The organism is Sporolactobacillus sp. STSJ-5 (genome assembly GCF_024385605.1).
Taxonomy (GTDB): domain Bacteria; phylum Bacillota; class Bacilli; order Bacillales; family Sporolactobacillaceae; genus Sporolactobacillus.
In genome coordinates, this window is the sequence record NZ_JANFOJ010000009.1 from 21,907 (window position 1) to 38,829 (window position 16,923).

Here is a 16,923-nt window from a genome sequence, read left to right on the forward strand (position 1 = left end):
TTTTAGGGGAGCACAAAAGGGATTACAAAAGGTAATGCATGAACTCATTGAACTGGACGAGAACAGGAGGGTGAATAATGACGAAAAAAACAGCACTTATTGCCGGCGCAACCGGAGTGATTGGCCGATATCTTGTTTCCCATCTAGCAAAACGTGAAGACTGGGAGGTCATTGGGGTCTCCAGAAAAAAGCCGGAGAATTCTGATGGGGTACGCTATATTGAGGCGGATTTGCTTCAACCGGAGGAGTTAAAGGTAAAATTCAGTGATCTGAAGCATGTGACTCATTTAATCTATGCGGCGTATCAGGATCACGAATCGAATCCGGAGCAGCAAGTCGCGATCAATCTTGCCATGTTCCAGAACGTACTGAACGCGACGGAACAGGCCGCACCAGGTTTGGAACGTGTACTGTTAATGCAGGGGGTCAAGGCGTACGGCGTTCATATCGGTCCATTTAAGACCCCTGCTCAAGAAACAGATCCCCGCCATATGCCGCCTAATTTCTATTATAACCAGGAAGACTATATGCGAGAGGCACAAAAGGGAAAATCGTGGTCGTGGACGATCCTACGTCCCGACGTTGTTTGTGGATTCTCAGTCGGTAATCCGATGAATATTGCCATGGTCATCGGTACTTATGCATCAATTTCCAAAGAGCTCGGCTTGCCGCTTCGTTTCCCGGGAAAAGCCTATCCTTATCTTGCTCAAGTTACCGATGCTGAACTCCTCGCACGGTGCACGGCATGGGCAGTCACGGAAGAAAAATGTGCTTTTGAAACGTTTAATGTAACCAATGGCGACTTTTTTCGTTGGGAAAATCTGTGGCCAATCATTGCAGAACACTTCCAGATGAACGCAGCCTCACCTCAGCCGATACAACTGGCCCGAGTCATGGTAGACAAACAGCCGCTCTGGTCGGGAATCATTGATAAATATCATCTTCGTCCGATTCCTTACCAAAAATTAGCGTCCTGGGGATTTGGCGATTTCATTTTCAACTGCGATTACGATGTCATGTCGAGCACAACCAAGCTCCGAAAATTCGGTTTTCACGACGTGCAAGACAGTCAAACGATGTTTCTCCGACTTTTTACCGAATTCAAAAATGAAAAGATCCTTCCGTTCTGACCGTTTTGTGGGACGAGTAAAATAAGCGGAAATTTTCCGATTATATGCATCATGGCACTTGTTTCGCCGGTAAATAAGGGTAATTTTTCCGCTTATGCAAATCAAAACCCTACCATTTTTACGTTTTTCGATTCGATAAGCGGAATTTCTCCGCCTATTTATCAAAATTGGACGCTTACTTGATCGCCCATCCGATAAATGCGGATTGGGCATCAGCGACGTATAACCTTATCGTCGTACCAGCGGGGCAAAATCTTATACTTTCTTTACTAGTTAAAAAAAGCGCCGCTTAGGCGCTCTTTTTGATTTTCTATGTCGCTTTGAAGCGTTCACAATCGCACGGCCGAAAAGCTTTGATCGATGAGATCGTATTCATCTTTTGAGAGCTTCACTTCTGCTGATTGCACGATTCCCGGAATCTGTCCGGCATTGCGTGCACCGGGAATCACTGCAGCTAAATCAGGATTGGCTAAATACCACGCCAACACAATCTGGAGCACATCAACATGATGCCGCTGGGCGATTGGACGAAGGTTGTCAACCGCCGCCATCGTTTTTTGGAACGCTTCCCCCGTGAATTTCTCACTTTTACTACGCGGATCATTCTCAGCAAAGGTGGAATCCTTCGTGTATTTGCCGGTCAGCAGACCTGACTCAAGCGGGAAATACGGAACAAAAGAAATATTCTCGACTTTCAAATACGGGAATAAATTTTCTTCCTCATCACGATGAATTAAGCTGTAGTAATTCTCGACCACATCAACATAACCGTCTTGATTTGCTTCCTTCGTCTGCTCAAGCGTGAAATTTGAAATACCGATTGCTCGTATTTTTCCCGCTTCTCTCAGTTCCTGAAGTGCGCCGACCGCCTCGCTTTTCGGTGTCTTTTCATCAGGAAAATGAATATAGAAGATATCAATATAATCTGTTTTCAGTCGCTCTAGTGCATCTTCCACCGATTTTTTCAGAAATTGTGGTTCATTATTCAGTACCATTTCACCGCTGGAGAGATCGTGGGCCGCTTTGTCGGCAATAATCACTTGATCCCTTGGAAAATCGGCAATGACTTCGCCGATCAATTCCTCAGAGCGTCCCTTACCATACATAAATGCTGTATCGAGCAGTTGAATTCCTGATTCAAGAGCGCAACGAACGGTTTCCCGACCATCTGATTCCGATAAATTGGGAAACAAATTGTGTCCGCCGACTTTATTTGTACCGAGTCCAAGTGGTGCTGTTTCAACTTGGCTTTTTCCAATTTTAATCTTATCCATCAGCAAGCCTCCTCAAAAATTCTTATCACTATGAATATAGCATAGCAATTACTAGAAATCCGTAATTGTGTTTGCCATTAGGGACATGTATCAAGGATTGCTCGTGGTGTGAGGATACTACGAAATCTTATCCAGCTTGATTCAATCATAGGAACAGACAAGCTGATCGAGCTCTACTGATGAAGGCATCTACACTTGCATATCTGAACAAGACTCTAGTCAATCACAGCAGGACAAGTTAAACTTATAAAAACAATAATAATTGGTGAGGAGCAATGCAATGAAGGATTTAGCGAAGAACTGTCGGATCGCTTTAGTACAAGGTTCACCGGTGCTGTTCAACAAAGCCGCTACGGTTGACAAGGTTGTCTCAGAGATTCTTGCCGCCGGAGAGCAAGGTGCCGATTTAATCGTATTTCCGGAGTCTTATGTGCCCTGCTATCCTTTCGGCATGAGCTTCGGCTTCAAGGTCGGGAGCCGAAACGAAGACGGACGCAAGGATTGGAAAGTATATTATGATCACGCGATGCTGGTGCCAAGCGAGGATACCGATCGAATTGCCAAGGCTGCGCGTGATGCACACGCCTTTGTGAGTCTCGGTATCACCGAACGCGATGCAACCAATTGCTCGCTTTATTGTACGAACCTGTTTTTCTCCCCCGAAGGTGAGCTGGTCGGCAAGCATCGTAAAATTAAACCAACCGGCGCCGAGCGCTATATCTGGGCCGACTGCCATGAGCGTGAGTTTATGTTCCCTATTGTTGATACGCCTTGGGGCAACATGGGCAGCTTGATTTGTTGGGAAAATTATATGCCGCTTGCACGTGTGGCGCTTTACCAAAAGGGCGTAGCGCTGTACGTTGCGCCGAACACCAACAACAATCCCGAATGGCAAGATACGATCCGCCATATTGCCATCGAGGGCCACTGCTATGTCCTTAACTGCAATCAATATGTAACCAAAGAAATGTACCCGGACAGCCTCCACTGCCCGGATGAAATTGCACAACTCCCGCAAGAGATTTGCACCGGCGGCAGCTGTATTGTCGATCCTTACGGCCATTACGTCACCCAGCCGGTTTGGGATCAAGAAGAAATCATTTATGCGGATATCGATATGGACCAAGTGCCGATGAGCCGCATGGAATTCGACGCCACCGGCCATTACTCCAGACCGGATATTTTGGAACTGATCGTTCATGATAATTAAGTTTTAAGTAAGCCTAAAACAGTAAAAACGATGACAAACGAACATGATCCCTTCAGTGTACATGAGAGAGAAAGATACATTCTCTTAGGTATGGTGGAGGGATTTTATTTAATAGTAAAGAAAGATATGTGTTCTAAAATGGGCTAAAACTAATTAGAAATAAAACGAAAAAAACTTTTTTAAAATCCCTTAATCTGGCTCTCGCTAGTTACGTTCAGAATATAAGCACCCGATGTTACCGTATTTAGCAGCCTAACCATCTGACTCTGGGGCAAGGAGACGCATCCGGCGGTATAGCCGCCATTAGAAACATGAACGAAAAATCCTGATCCTGCCCAAGGAGTTCGAGCAGTATTATAGTTGATGACAATGGCGTACTTATACTGAACAGGATAGTCGGCTAGATGCTCACTTGGTTTATTGAAATGATCCCCTTCTTGCCAAGTGTTATAATTTGGATCATGGCTGTCTTCTACCCACCAAGATTTTGATGTAATCTTTCTAAACGGCAGCTTCGTTCCAGGATTGCTCGTACCAAATGCGAAGCCTAACGAATAAGCGCCATATGGCGTTCTCATTGATCCTTCGTGAGTCTTGCCTACTCCGTATTTCCCGACAAATCCATTTGTTTCCAAGGATTTACCCCACGTATCTCCGTTCTTTGTCCAAAGAGTTATATGGGCATGAATACCGCTGGCAACAACCGTTAAAATTTGATTGGTCCGTTTCGCCAAATTCGTTTCTGCAATGATCGGCTGATTCTGAACATTTGTCTTCTGAGACTCTGATTTTGGCGATTCCGGCTTCGTTTCTGCCTTTTTATTTTCTGCTTGATTCACACTATGATCTTCACTTTCTGAACTCTTATTACTAACGGTTTTCTTTGACGTGCTTGAATGGTTAGTGGATGAACTACCCGTTTGATTACTGCTTTTCGTGCTCTTGCTACTTGAAGCTTTTAGCGGAACCGTATTATTACTGCCATCATCTTTTTTTGCTGTCTTCTCTTTATCTTGCTTAGACTGGGTACTCTCTTTTTTCTCAACCGATGAAGCGGCCTTATCCTTATCTGATTGCTCAACTGCGCTGCTACTCTCCGGCTTGCTATTCGTAGGCTTAACAGATCCTTTGTCTGCACACGCGGTTAGTGACAGGATCAACGTGCTTAACAACAGCAGTATTAGTATTTTTTTCAATTAGTTCACCTTCGCTATTTTTCTTGTTCTATGTATGATCAATAATTAACTACACTGATTATATAGCAAAACGATTCATTGTGTCTGCTTTATTCTTTTTAAGAATCAAAGATTCAGCGGTTCATTAAAATGATTATTGAGACAGAATCACCCGGATAAGCCAACCGATCATTCGTTCCGCTTTGTTTTCCATTAATATACCGCTAATTGGGTACGATCTCGTTTACCCAGAATTGATGAGTTAAGGTTTCTCACCGTCCCTTCGGTAAAATGAATACGCTGCGGAACATGAAAAAATAAATAGTGTAGACAGCAAAGAGGTAATTTAAGTTTTTTATGCTTTTTTTTAAAATTTATCTAGTCCAAGTTGTTTTTTTACCATATGTAAGCACTAACATAAGCTCTTTTTCAGCATTTTAGTCGTTTGCAAATGATTTGCGTTTTATCTAATAATGAAGAAACAACAAAAGGAGTGATATGTATCGTTCTCAATTTTAGTCACTGTGACGCCCATTGGTCTTACGGGCTTTTTCATGAATTCAGAGAGCTGCTTGCTTCTGAAATCGGCAGGGACTTAAATAAAATGGAGGGGTTCGGCGGTACGACCCCATTCGCTGATTTCGATGATGCGATTATCCCGTTGCTAGATCATTCAGACTGCAAAGGCAGCTTGTCTTTGGAAGAATGTCAACGCGTAGCCCCGCGATTAAAGGAGCTGACCGCTCATTGGCCAGAAATAACCTTTAAACAGGAAATTCGTTCACTCATCGGCGGCATGGAACGAGCTGTAAAAGAGAACCAGCCACTGTACTTTTGCTGATTATGCCCCTGACGAACATGATTACACTTCTTTTAACTCCGATCCTCTTCCCCCTTATGATCCTTCCCCCCAAAGGAGCCATGACCGAGTGACTGATCACAATCGTCTCTTCAAAGAATTGCTGCACAACTTTTTTGACGAATTTCTTGAAGCTTTTTTCCAGGAAGTCTTCCATGCTCTCGATCTGTCGCATAAGAAGTTCTTATCTGAAGAATTATTTCCGGATCTCATTGACGGTGACAAGAAACGTGCTGATGTGATTACTGAAACTCAATTTAAGGAAAACAGTAAGAATTGCGTGCTCATTATTCATATGGAAGCACAAAATACGCATCAGGAGCACTTCCCACAACGAATGTTCACCTATTTCTCAATGATTTATCTAAAATTCAGAAAACCTGTTTTACCTATTGCCATTTTCAGCTATGATGGAGGTAGGGATGAACCCAATGAATTTGTCATCAAAACACCATTCCTTGATGCCATGACGTTTCGTTTTTTAAAGATGGAATTAGGCAAGATGAATTGGCGTGTATTCATGCACAGCAACAATCCTGTTAGTGCCGCATTGATGAGTAAAATGAATTATAAGAAAAAAGAGCGTGTAGCCGTTCGGCTTGCCTTTCTCAGACAGATGGCTGGTTTGCAGCTTGATGAAGCACGCAGCAGCATGATCAACGGTTTCTTTGAGACCTATTTAAATCTGAACGAAAATGAGGTGGATCAACTCATGAAGGAAGTCCGTGAATTGCCTAAGGATGAGCGTGAACAAGTGATCAAATGGCCGAATTCATTCTATGATCGCGGGGTGAAGAAGGGTAAAGCTGAAGGTATGGCTGAAGGTAAAACCGAGGGCAAAATTGAAGCTCAAAAAGAGATGGCGCTGCGCATGCTTCAAAAGCAAATGGATCTCCACACCATCTCCGAGTTAACTGGGTTATCAATAAAAGAAATCATCAATCTAAAGAAATAACTGCAAAATAAAGAACAGGCATCGTTCCTAAACCATGTTGGAGTGATGCTTTTTTGTTTAATTAAAAAAATTGAACGAACCACGGTGAGTGGCGCTTCCAAATCCATCCTACCGTTCAAAATATTCTGTTTCGCAGATCCTGTATCATCGTGGATGATTAGTACTCAAGGATTAGTACTCAAGGATGAATACTAGAATCGAATGGAACAATAAGCTCCAAACCTTCTATAATTAGAGTAAAGCAATTGACAATGAGGAGGAAACAAGATGGTCAGTGACTGGATAAATCATTTGCCGCTGGAGGATGTAAGACAGGTAACGCGTGTTGGCGGAGGCGATGTCAATCAAGCCTACCGAATCGATACCGGCAAGGAAAGCTATTTTCTTCTCATCCAGCCGAATCAACCGCAAAGCTTCTACGCAGGTGAAATTGCCGGTTTAAGTGCCTTTAAAGAAGCCGGCATTCAGGCTCCTCGAGTAATTGCCAACAAGCTTAGTATAAAAATTTTTTATTCTATACCTGATTTTATAATTGTATTCTACTAAAATCTAATCGAAATTCAAACGGCTTTTATTGAATATAGCTCACTGGATTAACTGCCCCTTTATGTGGTGGTGGAGTCCAAGGGCCTATATACAATTCAAAATGCAGATGAGACCCAAATGATTCGCCTGTATTACCCATTCCGCCAATCACTTGTCCCTGAGTCACTCGTTCACCTGTAGATACATTATAAGCGTTTAGGTGAGCATAGACCGTCGTATACAATTTTCCATCAATTTGATGGGAAACCATTACCGTATTTCCATAACTTGAAGATTGATACGCTCTGAAAACTACTCCGTCAGCTGCAGCCTTAACTGGTGTTCCCTCACTGTTAGCTATATCAATTCCTGGATGAAAGCTGTTATCAAATGACCGATTACCAAACCCAGATGAGATATAACCCTGAGTAGGATTAATAAAATCTGATTTGTTTAACGATAACTTTTTTAATGATAAAGTCGATGCTCTATTTTCTGCTGAACTCGTTTGAGCCTTTACAATGTCCTTTTCTTCCTTCTTATCCATTGACTTTTCTTTAATTTTGGATGCTTCTTTTCTTAATAACGCTAACTCATTTTTTTGATCTTTCTGTTTCTGAAGTAGATCATTTTCTAATTTTTTTAGATCTGCCAATCCATTTTTCAGATTTATCAGTTCTTGTTTTAGTATCTTTTGTTTTGATACTTGATCCTTCTTATCTTTCTCTTGAGCAGTCAGTATTTTGTTATCTGTTTCAGTAATCAATTTCAAGGCGAATAATCGATCCAGAAAATTTCCAAAACTATCTGCACCAAGAAGAACATCAAGATAACTGATTGCCCCTCCATTTATGTAAATGGAACGTATCCGTTCTTTTAATAATTTATCCCTAATACTGATCTGTTTGGTAAGCCGATCAATCTGATCTTTCATCGATTCGGATATTGCTTCACTTTCAACCAGTTTAGATTGTTTATCTGCTACACTTCTTTTTATCTTCTCAATCTGCTTTTCGGATGATTTAATTCTATTTATCGCTACATCTTGTTGTCTATCATTCTTCGACAACTGTTGCTCAGAAGATAAGCTTTGTTTCGTATTGAATTGACGTTCTGAAGTGGCGTGTGCGTAGCTCTCCGTATAACTCGTTATCAACAAAAACGCTGTACCCAAGATCATTGTTGTGCGTAAATATTTTCTTTTCACTACTATCTTTCCCCTTTAGCTTCTTTTCTTTTCTTTGGAGTTTTAAGGTGAAAGACCCCCGCTAGAGCCATTAATCATATCGTAACAGTTCAATATGACAAATTTCGACATGTTTCGATCTCAATATTATTTCGTTTAATTAATTAATCGCGATTTATTTTTTTATCTGAAACCTCCTCAATTTCTCTATAATGTGGTTTAGTTATTAAAATAATGATAATCAATAAATGTGTGGATTTTGTGTGGAAACTATGTAGAAACAAATTATGTTGTAAGATTTAGAACATGTTGATGAACATCACTAAATACGATGATTGATAGAAATAAATTGAGGAATAAATATGAAGGAAAGAGCTGTTCATGAATATTCGGAAATGGCAAAAAGTCATGGAAACAGATCAGGTGCTCACCCTGTCGGTGGGTGCTTCTCAGTTGATTTCCGTGATTTGTGAGAAAACCAATTTAATGAAACGATCAATCATCTGCCGGATTGGGATGAGATCCGTTCGAAAGCCTCTCTCGGCGTTCGGTCGAGCGTTGGATCACCTGCACGAGGCCGGCCCCTGGCGTGTGTATTCCACCCCTGTCTCTTTCCGCCTATCAGAAACCGGGTCTCCCGGTGTCCGGTGTCCGCAGCGATACCACATCCTATTTGTTTTAGGGCAGCTACACTTCGCCAGATGGGGCGGACGGGACACCTGCCATTACGTATGGCTACAGTAAACAGCATCATCCTGATTTGAAGCAGATCGTCATCGGGGTTATACTTTTTTAAATTATGAGAAAAAGCCGATTTCCCATTTTTAAGGAAAAATGGGAAATCGGCTTTAATTTGTTTCTTTATTATTAACATTGTTATCCTGCACAACAAGAAAGTGTAGATATATCTTTGTCAAATGTGAGTGCTGCTAACCTTAAGCCTTCGGCCATAGTGAGATAAGGCGTGAGGGTATCTTGAAGATCTTCCACAGTCATCCCAAACTTTACGGCTAATGTCGCAGCATAGATCACGTCTCCCGCATTTTCAGCAACAATATGGACGCCCAAGACCTTGAGTGTCTTTGCTTCTGCCACTAATTTAAAGACACCAGTCGTCTCTCGATTAACGATTGCTCTGGGCACGGTACTTAAAGGCAGAACAGACGTTTTTACCTTAAGGCCTTTTTTTATTGCCTGCTCTTCCGTTAATCCAACCATGGCAGTTGATGGAGTTGTAAACATAACGCTCGGTACAAAGTCTAAGTCGGTTTTTTGACCAAGTCCTCCGACGGCATTGTCTGCAGCAAGACCGCCTTGATAAGCAGCGACATAGACGAATTGCGGGCCGAGCGTGACATCCCCAGCTGCATAAATACGTGGATTGGTCGTTCTGGAAAATTCATCAATGAGGACTTCACCCCGGGTACCGACCTTAACGTTTGCTGAATACAGATTTAAGTTTGCTGTGTTCGGTTTGCGTCCTGTTGCGACAAGCAACTGCTCTGCTTCAATAACTTGTTCCTTACCCTCAGTCTTTATATGGACTTTCTTTATCTGCCCGTCTTGTTCGATACGCTTGAATTTTATTCCGGTAATAAAATGAATACCTTGTTGTGTTAAAGCTCGTGTTATGGTTTCCGATATTTCCGGATCATATTTTTTTAATAATTGATTGCTCTGCTGCATCAATGTTACTTCCGTACCTAAATGATGAAAAAGCTGACCTAATTCAAAACCTACATAACCGGAACCGATGACCGCAAGACGTTTCGGGATCTTTTTCAGTTCAAGTAAAGTTGTGCTGGTTAAGAAATCCACATGATTTAATCCGGGAATATCGGGTATGAGCGGTGAAGCACCGGTGGCGATTAAAAAACGCTTTCCCGTCAGTTGTCTGCCATTCACTTCGATCGTTTTTTCATTGACAAACTTTGCCTCTCCTTTAATAAGTTCAAAACCATAAGTTCCAATTAAATTTTCATACTTTTGGATCCGTAATGTTTCAACCAATTCATTTTTTTGCTCAACCAGTTGCGCTAAATCAGCTTCAGCTGCTGAAGTGTGCAATCCCTTGAATGGATGATTTTTTGCCTGGTTATTAATTTCCCCGGCTCTGAGCAAGGTCTTAGAAGGAACACAGCCGATATTAACACAGGTACCGCCAACTATACCTCGTTCAATCATTGCCACTCTGGCGCCATACTCTCTGGCTTTAATGGCTGAAGCAAAAGCCGCACCGCCAGAGCCAATAATAATGTAATCGTAGTCGTCTTCTTTATCAGAATCTCCTTCTGATTGGATCTGCATAAAATTTACAGGTTGATAGTGTGCTTCAACTATTGCCCGTTCCACAGTCTCCTTTTTAATACTAACCGGGAGCCCAAAAAGAGCTTCCCCACGTTGATAATTAACCTTAATGTTTCTTGCACCAATATGTTCCAGAGTACTTGCCACATGGTCTTCACACCCGGCACAAGTCATCCCCTGAACAGTCATTCGATACGTTATCATATGATTTCCTCCTCGTATTCTCACATTAAGGATTCAATAATGGGGCACTCATAAATCTCTTTATTCTCAGGACATCTTTTTTTCAGATCGACAAGCATCTTTTCAAGTTTGTTTAATTCCTCGATTTTATGCTGTATCTCACCAATCTTGTTAACGGTAAAATCATATATATCTCTGCACTTCACTTCATTGCGGTCAACAACGCCTAACAACTTGTCAATTTCATTCAATGTAAATCCTAATCTCTTCAACTTTTTAATAAAATTCACTCGGTCCACTGTTTGAGCCTTATAGATACGGTATCCTTTCGCTGTACGAGAGGGAATTGGAATTAGCCCCAGCCGTTCATAGTACCGGATCGTTTCTTTGTTGACGTAAGTTCGGCTGGCCAGCTGTCCGATTCGTAACCCCATTTGTTTCACCTCATATACAATATAAACCCTGTACCAAAGTACAGGGTCAACCTTTATTCCTAAACATAACTCCGTATCATGACGGTAATATCATTAATTGGTCTTTTAGAATGGACTCAAGTGAAAATAGAGCTTTTCAGATTCAAAAAATGGCCGTACGATTTTACTATATTGAATTTCTTGTACAGTTTGCTATAATCTCTTTTTCCTTCTAATACATCAAAAACTAAGCTTAATAACTTAGGAAAACGAGAAACAATCTTTTGCATCAATTTCGGATTTTTGTAAAATTTCCGGCCAAACTGATCCAATGTACTGAGTTCGGGCATGATTGTCAGATCAACATCTCTTTGATAGGTTAAGAATGCTTCACTATATCTATCCCTGATCGACTTTATTAAATGGTCAGAAAGTAATTCAGCACTCCACAAAGCATAGTAGATGCCCTCTCCGGCAAATGAATCGACCAGTCCGGCTGCGTCTCCGATTAATGCTGTTCGTTGCGTCATGATTGGCTGCCGGGTACCGCCAGCAGACAAAAAAGATCCCTTCGCGCTCAGCAGATCTCCACTCATTTCCTGATGGTCCAAAAATGAAAGCAAATATTTCGACATCAATTTCTGACTTAACGAGTAAGAACCGATGCCTGCCGATAGAATTCCATTTTTTGGAAATATCCATATATATCCATCGGGTACTCTGGTATAATCAATGATAACTTTGTTTTTATATTTTGCGTTTGTTGCCTGGTCACATCTGAATTCATATTCCAATGCCAGAGCTTTCCTTCGTTCCGACATTAACCCGACCTGTTTCGCAACGATACTGTTTACGCCATTGGCTCCAACCAAATACCGTCCTGAATATTTCTCATCCCTTGTGAAGACCTCGCCCCCTCCACCACACTCGACCACTTTTTTAACGAAGGAATCCTCTTTCAGTTCTACACCACAGTCAACGGCATGTTTCGCCAGTAGTTGATCCAATTCGTCTCTCATAACCATATAAATAAACGGCGTTTTATGTTTAAACTCCTGAATGTCATGATTACCTTCCACCGTGACAAATGAAGTGATCTGATCTCGAATAATCGGTGTGATAGCAGTCGGCATTTTCAGGAGGGCTCTCTTGGTAATCCCGCCTCCACATACTTTATAACGCGGAAAACTTTGCTTCTCTAAAATTAAAACATGAAGCCCTGCTTCAGCAAGCTTTGCTGCCAGTGAACTGCCACCAGGACCTGCTCCGACAATAATCACATCATAAATTTTTGAATCCATTTTGTTTCCCAACCTTTTAGCATTCAATCTTTTAGAGACTGATGCAATTCTCACATTGTGAAAATACGGACATTCCTCATAAAAATAGAAAATCACCCCATGTCTATCTGTCATTTGCTAAAAATCATTTCACCACTATTTATTCATATCACTATGATTATGGTCATGCGTGTTTATACTGCCAGGATTCTGTGTATTTGAAGGTGGCTGAATGATTGCGTTGATTGTCTGCGGTACAGCAGACAATACAATCACGATCGATAGAATTGAAGAGATGGCATAAACCCATGCGACTGGGCGTTCATGTCTCCATTTGTGTTTCGCTACGAAAATAAACCGGATTGAAATGATCAGAGAAATGATCAACAGGATGACTTTTAAAAGGGGAGGCATATTAAATAAAACTGCCCCAATCGACGTTAAGCCGACAGAAATCAATAGTATATGCAGCCAGTGATGAGATGTAGCAATAATGGCGAAAAGGACTGAACCTATGGTTTTTAGTAAGGTTTTCCCTCGATTTGACTTTTTATTTGTTGAAACTGATCCAGATTTTCTGTTCCTCATGCCGCTTCTCCTTTTCTTTATTTTCTAATTTTCTTTGTTACTCTCGATGAGCGGCTTTCATTTGTCTATAGCGTCCGATCATAAAACCGATTGCTAAGATAATCGTTGCCAAAGCCGTCAATTGAGCGACTTTTAGATTAAGTAATGTCCTTAGGCTGTCTCCTCTCCAGAACTCTAAAGTAAATCTCAATGTTGAGTAAAGTGCTAACATCTGAAGGAATAGAAACCCTTGGAATGGTTTTCTATATTTAATCAATAGCAAAAAGCCAAAGATGATCAAATCACCGATGGCCTCAAATAAGGGCATCGGCAGGACCGGCGTGCTACCAAAGATGTTGTAGACAAATGTTCCCGGGGGATAGGAAACAGCTAAGATGGAATCGCTTGGAATACCATAAGCGTCACCGGTAAGAAAATCTGAGATCCGACCAATCGCCATTCCGAGTATTAACGCTGGTGCCACGATATCGGCTACCTGCCAAACTGGCAATTTATGCTTCTTAGCGAGCAAGATTCCTACTAAAGTACCGCCGAGAATGCCACCTTGTATTGCCAGTCCCCCCATCCAAACCATAAAAATTTCTGCTGGATGAGCAGCGTAATACGGCCATTTGAAGAGAACAAACCACAATCTTGCTCCAAGAACACCACCCAATACACAATAAATAGCGAATTCCACCATGTAATCCGCTTGAATACCTTGCCTCTTGGCCTCACGATTTATCAACCATAAACCAAAGAGCGTTGCCAGAGCTACCGAAGCACCCAACGTATTAATTGGAATCGGTCCGATTCTAAATAAAACAGGTCCTGGAAACCACATGAACCTTCCTCCCTTTTAATAAAAATAATCACTTTATAAGTTGAATCCTATTGCAAAAATGTGTGGAAACGATGTGGAAACGATAAACTTCGGTTATGATTATAGAAAAATTTTTGGTGATGCATATCAATGAAGAAGGTCATGGAGATTGACCAAAGGAAAAAAAGTCATCTATCTTTTATCATCTTATTTTTCTGTAGTTAATGGCACATAATTGACATCTCTAGCACACTAAAAAAATTTATTCAAATGTACATTTGAATAAAATAAGAAATGATGTATAATATAATCAAATGAATATTTGAATGATAAGGAGGTCGCTATTAGTGGTCGAAAAAGATACATGTGAAATTTATTGCTATGACGAAGAAAAGGTCAATCGCATACAAGGCCTTTTAAAAAATGAAAATGATGGGCTATCTCGCGTTGTTCGATTGTTCAAAGCGCTTGCTGATGAAAATAGGTCAAAAATAGTCTTTGCCTTATGTCAAGATAAGGAGCTATGTGTTTGTGACGTTGCAAACATTATTGGTTCTTCCATAGCAACGGCTTCACATCACCTACGCACTCTCCGTAAGCAAGGTCTTGTAAAATATCGAAAGGACGGAAAAATGGCATTTTATTCGCTTGATGATGAACACATCAAACAATTAATTTCTATTGCAATGACGCACAGAAAAGAGGAGAAAACTCATGTCTGAACAACAAGTCAAGTCATATCGAGTTCAAGGGTTTGACTGCATGGAATGCGCGAACAAGTTTGAAAAAAATGTAAAGCGGTTAGATGGAGTGATTGAAGCTAAAGTGAATTTTGGCGCTTCTAAGATTATGGTTACTGGAAACACAACCATTGAAGCGTTAGAAAAAGCAGGAGCGTTTGAAAAATTAAAAGTCAGGGATGAAGCAGAACAAACTGTTGAACATGTACCATTTTGGAAGCAAAAAGAAAATTTTAAAGTCTACATTTCAGCCTTTCTATTGATAATCAGTTGGATTATTGGGACTCAATACGGAGAGCTGAGTCTGATTCCTACCATCGGATTTTTAGCGGCTATTATCATCGGTGGCTACTCGTTATTCATTGAAGGTTTTAAAAATCTGATTCGGCTTGACTTTGATATGGACACTCTTATGACGATTGCTATTATAGGAGCGGCCGCGATAGGTAAATGGGAAGAAGGAGCAACGGTTGTTATTCTCTTTGCGATTAGTGAAGCGTTAGAAAGTTATTCAGCAGATAAAGCGAGACAATCTATTCAATCGTTAATGAAAATTGCACCAAAAGAAACATTGATTCGTCGGAACGGTCAAGAATTGATGGTCCCTGTTGTAGATGTTCAGGTTGGTGACACAATGATTGTGAAACCAGGGCAAAAATTGGCTATGGACGGAGTTGTGACTAATGGAACATCGACTCTAAATCAAGCCGCTATTACTGGCGAGTCAGTACCAGTAACAAAAACCATTAATGACGAAGTCTTTGCTGGGACATTAAATGAAGAAGGTTTGTTGGAGGTCAAAGTTACAAAAAGAGTTGAAGATACAACTCTTTCTAAAATTATTCATTTAGTTGAAGAATCTCAAGCAGAAAAAGCACCTTCTCAGACGTTTGTTGATCGTTTTGCAAAAGTCTATACGCCAGCGATTATTATTTTCGCTGTCCTGTTGTCCGTGATTCCTCCTTTATTCATGGGAGATTCTTGGGGAGATTGGATCTATCGAGGGTTAGCCTTGCTGGTTGTCGGTTGCCCGTGTGCTCTGATCATTTCTACACCCGTAGCTATTGTCACATCGATAGGAAATGCTGCCAAAAACGGTGTAATTATCAAAGGAGGAGTTCACCTAGAAGAAGCTGGCTCCCTCAAGGTTATTGCCTTTGATAAAACCGGTACATTAACAAGAGGGATTCCAGAGGTTACAGACGTTGTAACTTTTAATAAAAACGAACAAGATATCATAACCTTAACAGCGGCTCTTGAAAAAGGATCTCAGCACCCACTCGCCTCAGCCATTGTTAGGAAGGCTGAGGAAGAAAGGCTGAAATTTAACGATATTGAGATTGAGGACTTTCAATCCATTACTGGTAAAGGTGTCAAGGCTAGAATTAACCAGAACATGTACTATGTGGGAAGCCCGAACCTTTTTGAAGAAACACTTTCTAATGGGATTAAAAAAGCTATTCATAATCAGATTGTAACCCTTCAAAAGCAAGGGAAAACAGTAATGGTTTTTGGAACGGACGGAGATATTCTTGCCCTTATCGCTGTGGCTGATAAGCTAAGAGATTCAGCGAAGAATGTTATCCAAAAACTTCATCAGTCCGGTATTGAACAAACTGTAATGTTAACAGGGGACAACAAAAGTACAGCCGAGACAATAGGAAAAGAAGTCGGTGTTTCTGATATTCAAGCAGAATTGCTACCGGAAGAAAAGCTAAATTATATTAAGTCCTATCGTGGGAAGCAAAAGGTTGCAATGGTTGGTGATGGGGTGAACGATGCCCCAGCATTGGCAGAAGCCACTGTGGGTATTGCTATGGGGGGTGCTGGAACAGATACAGCTTTAGAGACAGCCGACATTGCCCTTATGTCTGATGATTTAACAAAATTGCCCTACACAATAAAATTGAGCCGTAAAGCTTTGGCGATTATTAAACAAAACGTCACGTTCTCACTAGCTATTAAAGCTATTTCTATATTGCTTATTTTCCCAGGGTGGCTAACACTATGGATTGCTATTTTAGCTGATGTGGGAGCTACAATAATTGTCACATTGAACAGTTTACGACTCGCGAAAGTTAAAGAGTAAAAATCAAAGACAAAACCTTCGCTTGATTGGCGAAGGTTTTAGTGCTGATTATGGAAGATGGGGGGATGTGTAAGTTAGTACGTTTTGGAACAGCATTGATACACAGATAAGTTTGGTCGATTATGTGAAGCGGTCCGGTTACCATCATTGTTTGTTCAATGTTTTAATGTTTTCTCAAATTAATCACGGAGGAACACAGAGAGTGAG

At 41.1% G+C, this 16,923-nt stretch carries 15 protein-coding genes; 7 read left to right on the top strand and 8 right to left on the bottom strand.

The genetic code is table 11. The features are described from left to right. Positions 1-77 precede the first annotated feature (77 nt). On the top strand, positions 78-1,130 hold the full coding sequence (locus NOM01_RS09965; protein ID WP_255748366.1) for an SDR family oxidoreductase: 1,053 nt from the start codon (positions 78-80) through the stop codon (positions 1,128-1,130). A 329-nt stretch (positions 1,131-1,459) separates the two neighbouring features. On the opposite strand, the gene NOM01_RS09970 is transcribed toward NOM01_RS09965, so the two are convergent. Further along, positions 1,460-2,404 (bottom strand): aldo/keto reductase, encoded by a 945-nt coding sequence (locus tag NOM01_RS09970; protein ID WP_255748367.1) that lies wholly within the window; start codon positions 2,402-2,404, stop codon positions 1,460-1,462. A gap of 280 nt (positions 2,405-2,684) precedes the next feature. Here NOM01_RS09970 and NOM01_RS09975 point away from each other — a divergent pair, with 280 nt between their 5' ends. Continuing rightward, positions 2,685-3,614 carry a carbon-nitrogen hydrolase family protein gene (locus NOM01_RS09975; RefSeq protein ID WP_255748369.1) on the top strand — a complete coding sequence of 310 codons (930 nt, stop codon included), beginning with the start codon at positions 2,685-2,687 and terminating at the stop codon, positions 3,612-3,614. A gap of 179 nt (positions 3,615-3,793) precedes the next feature. Here NOM01_RS09975 and NOM01_RS09980 read toward each other — a convergent pair whose 3' ends face one another. Next, positions 3,794-4,810, bottom strand: coding sequence for a L,D-transpeptidase family protein (locus NOM01_RS09980; protein WP_255748370.1), 1,017 nt, complete (start codon positions 4,808-4,810; stop codon positions 3,794-3,796). Positions 4,811-5,240: 430 nt separating this feature from the next. Between NOM01_RS09980 and NOM01_RS09985 the strand changes: the two genes are divergently transcribed. The 3 genes from NOM01_RS09985 (at position 5,241) to NOM01_RS09995 (ending at position 7,149) form a co-directional block, all read left to right on the top strand. After that, a complete protein-coding gene (locus NOM01_RS09985) occupies positions 5,241-5,630 on the top strand; it encodes an LSm family protein (RefSeq protein WP_255748371.1) in 390 nt (129 codons plus the stop codon). 88 nt (positions 5,631-5,718) lie between these two features. Then, positions 5,719-6,603 (top strand): RpnC/YadD family protein, encoded by an 885-nt coding sequence (locus tag NOM01_RS09990; protein ID WP_255748372.1) that lies wholly within the window; start codon positions 5,719-5,721, stop codon positions 6,601-6,603. A 267-nt stretch (positions 6,604-6,870) separates the two neighbouring features. Continuing rightward, a complete protein-coding gene (locus NOM01_RS09995; RefSeq protein ID WP_255748373.1) occupies positions 6,871-7,149 on the top strand; it encodes a fructosamine kinase family protein in 279 nt (92 codons plus the stop codon). A gap of 25 nt (positions 7,150-7,174) precedes the next feature. On the opposite strand, the gene NOM01_RS17240 is transcribed toward NOM01_RS09995, so the two are convergent. The 6 genes from NOM01_RS17240 to lgt form a co-directional block, all read right to left on the bottom strand. Beyond that, positions 7,175-8,335, bottom strand: coding sequence for a murein hydrolase activator EnvC family protein (locus tag NOM01_RS17240; protein ID WP_010024625.1), 1,161 nt, complete (start codon positions 8,333-8,335; stop codon positions 7,175-7,177). Between the two features lie 855 nt (positions 8,336-9,190). Continuing rightward, positions 9,191-10,825, bottom strand: coding sequence for a mercury(II) reductase (gene merA, locus NOM01_RS10005; protein WP_010023127.1), 1,635 nt, complete (start codon positions 10,823-10,825; stop codon positions 9,191-9,193). A gap of 20 nt (positions 10,826-10,845) precedes the next feature. Continuing rightward, positions 10,846-11,238 carry a mercury resistance transcriptional regulator MerR gene (merR, locus tag NOM01_RS10010; protein ID WP_010023125.1) on the bottom strand — a complete coding sequence of 131 codons (393 nt, stop codon included), beginning with the start codon at positions 11,236-11,238 and terminating at the stop codon, positions 10,846-10,848. A 116-nt stretch (positions 11,239-11,354) separates the two neighbouring features. Next, positions 11,355-12,518 (bottom strand): geranylgeranyl reductase family protein, encoded by a 1,164-nt coding sequence (locus tag NOM01_RS10015; RefSeq protein WP_255748375.1) that lies wholly within the window; start codon positions 12,516-12,518, stop codon positions 11,355-11,357. A gap of 135 nt (positions 12,519-12,653) precedes the next feature. Next, positions 12,654-13,085 carry a hypothetical protein gene (locus NOM01_RS10020; protein ID WP_177184748.1) on the bottom strand — a complete coding sequence of 144 codons (432 nt, stop codon included), beginning with the start codon at positions 13,083-13,085 and terminating at the stop codon, positions 12,654-12,656. Between the two features lie 37 nt (positions 13,086-13,122). Further along, entirely contained in the window at positions 13,123-13,908 is a 786-nt protein-coding gene (gene lgt / locus NOM01_RS10025) for a prolipoprotein diacylglyceryl transferase (protein WP_255748376.1), read from the bottom strand. A 326-nt stretch (positions 13,909-14,234) separates the two neighbouring features. Here lgt and NOM01_RS10030 point away from each other — a divergent pair, with 326 nt between their 5' ends. Continuing rightward, positions 14,235-14,609 carry an ArsR/SmtB family transcription factor gene (locus tag NOM01_RS10030; RefSeq protein WP_093672797.1) on the top strand — a complete coding sequence of 125 codons (375 nt, stop codon included), beginning with the start codon at positions 14,235-14,237 and terminating at the stop codon, positions 14,607-14,609. Continuing rightward, positions 14,602-16,716, top strand: coding sequence for a heavy metal translocating P-type ATPase (locus NOM01_RS10035; protein ID WP_093672795.1), 2,115 nt, complete (start codon positions 14,602-14,604; stop codon positions 16,714-16,716). The genes NOM01_RS10030 and NOM01_RS10035 overlap by 8 nt, the downstream gene beginning before the upstream one ends. The last annotated feature ends 207 nt before the right edge of the window (positions 16,717-16,923 follow it).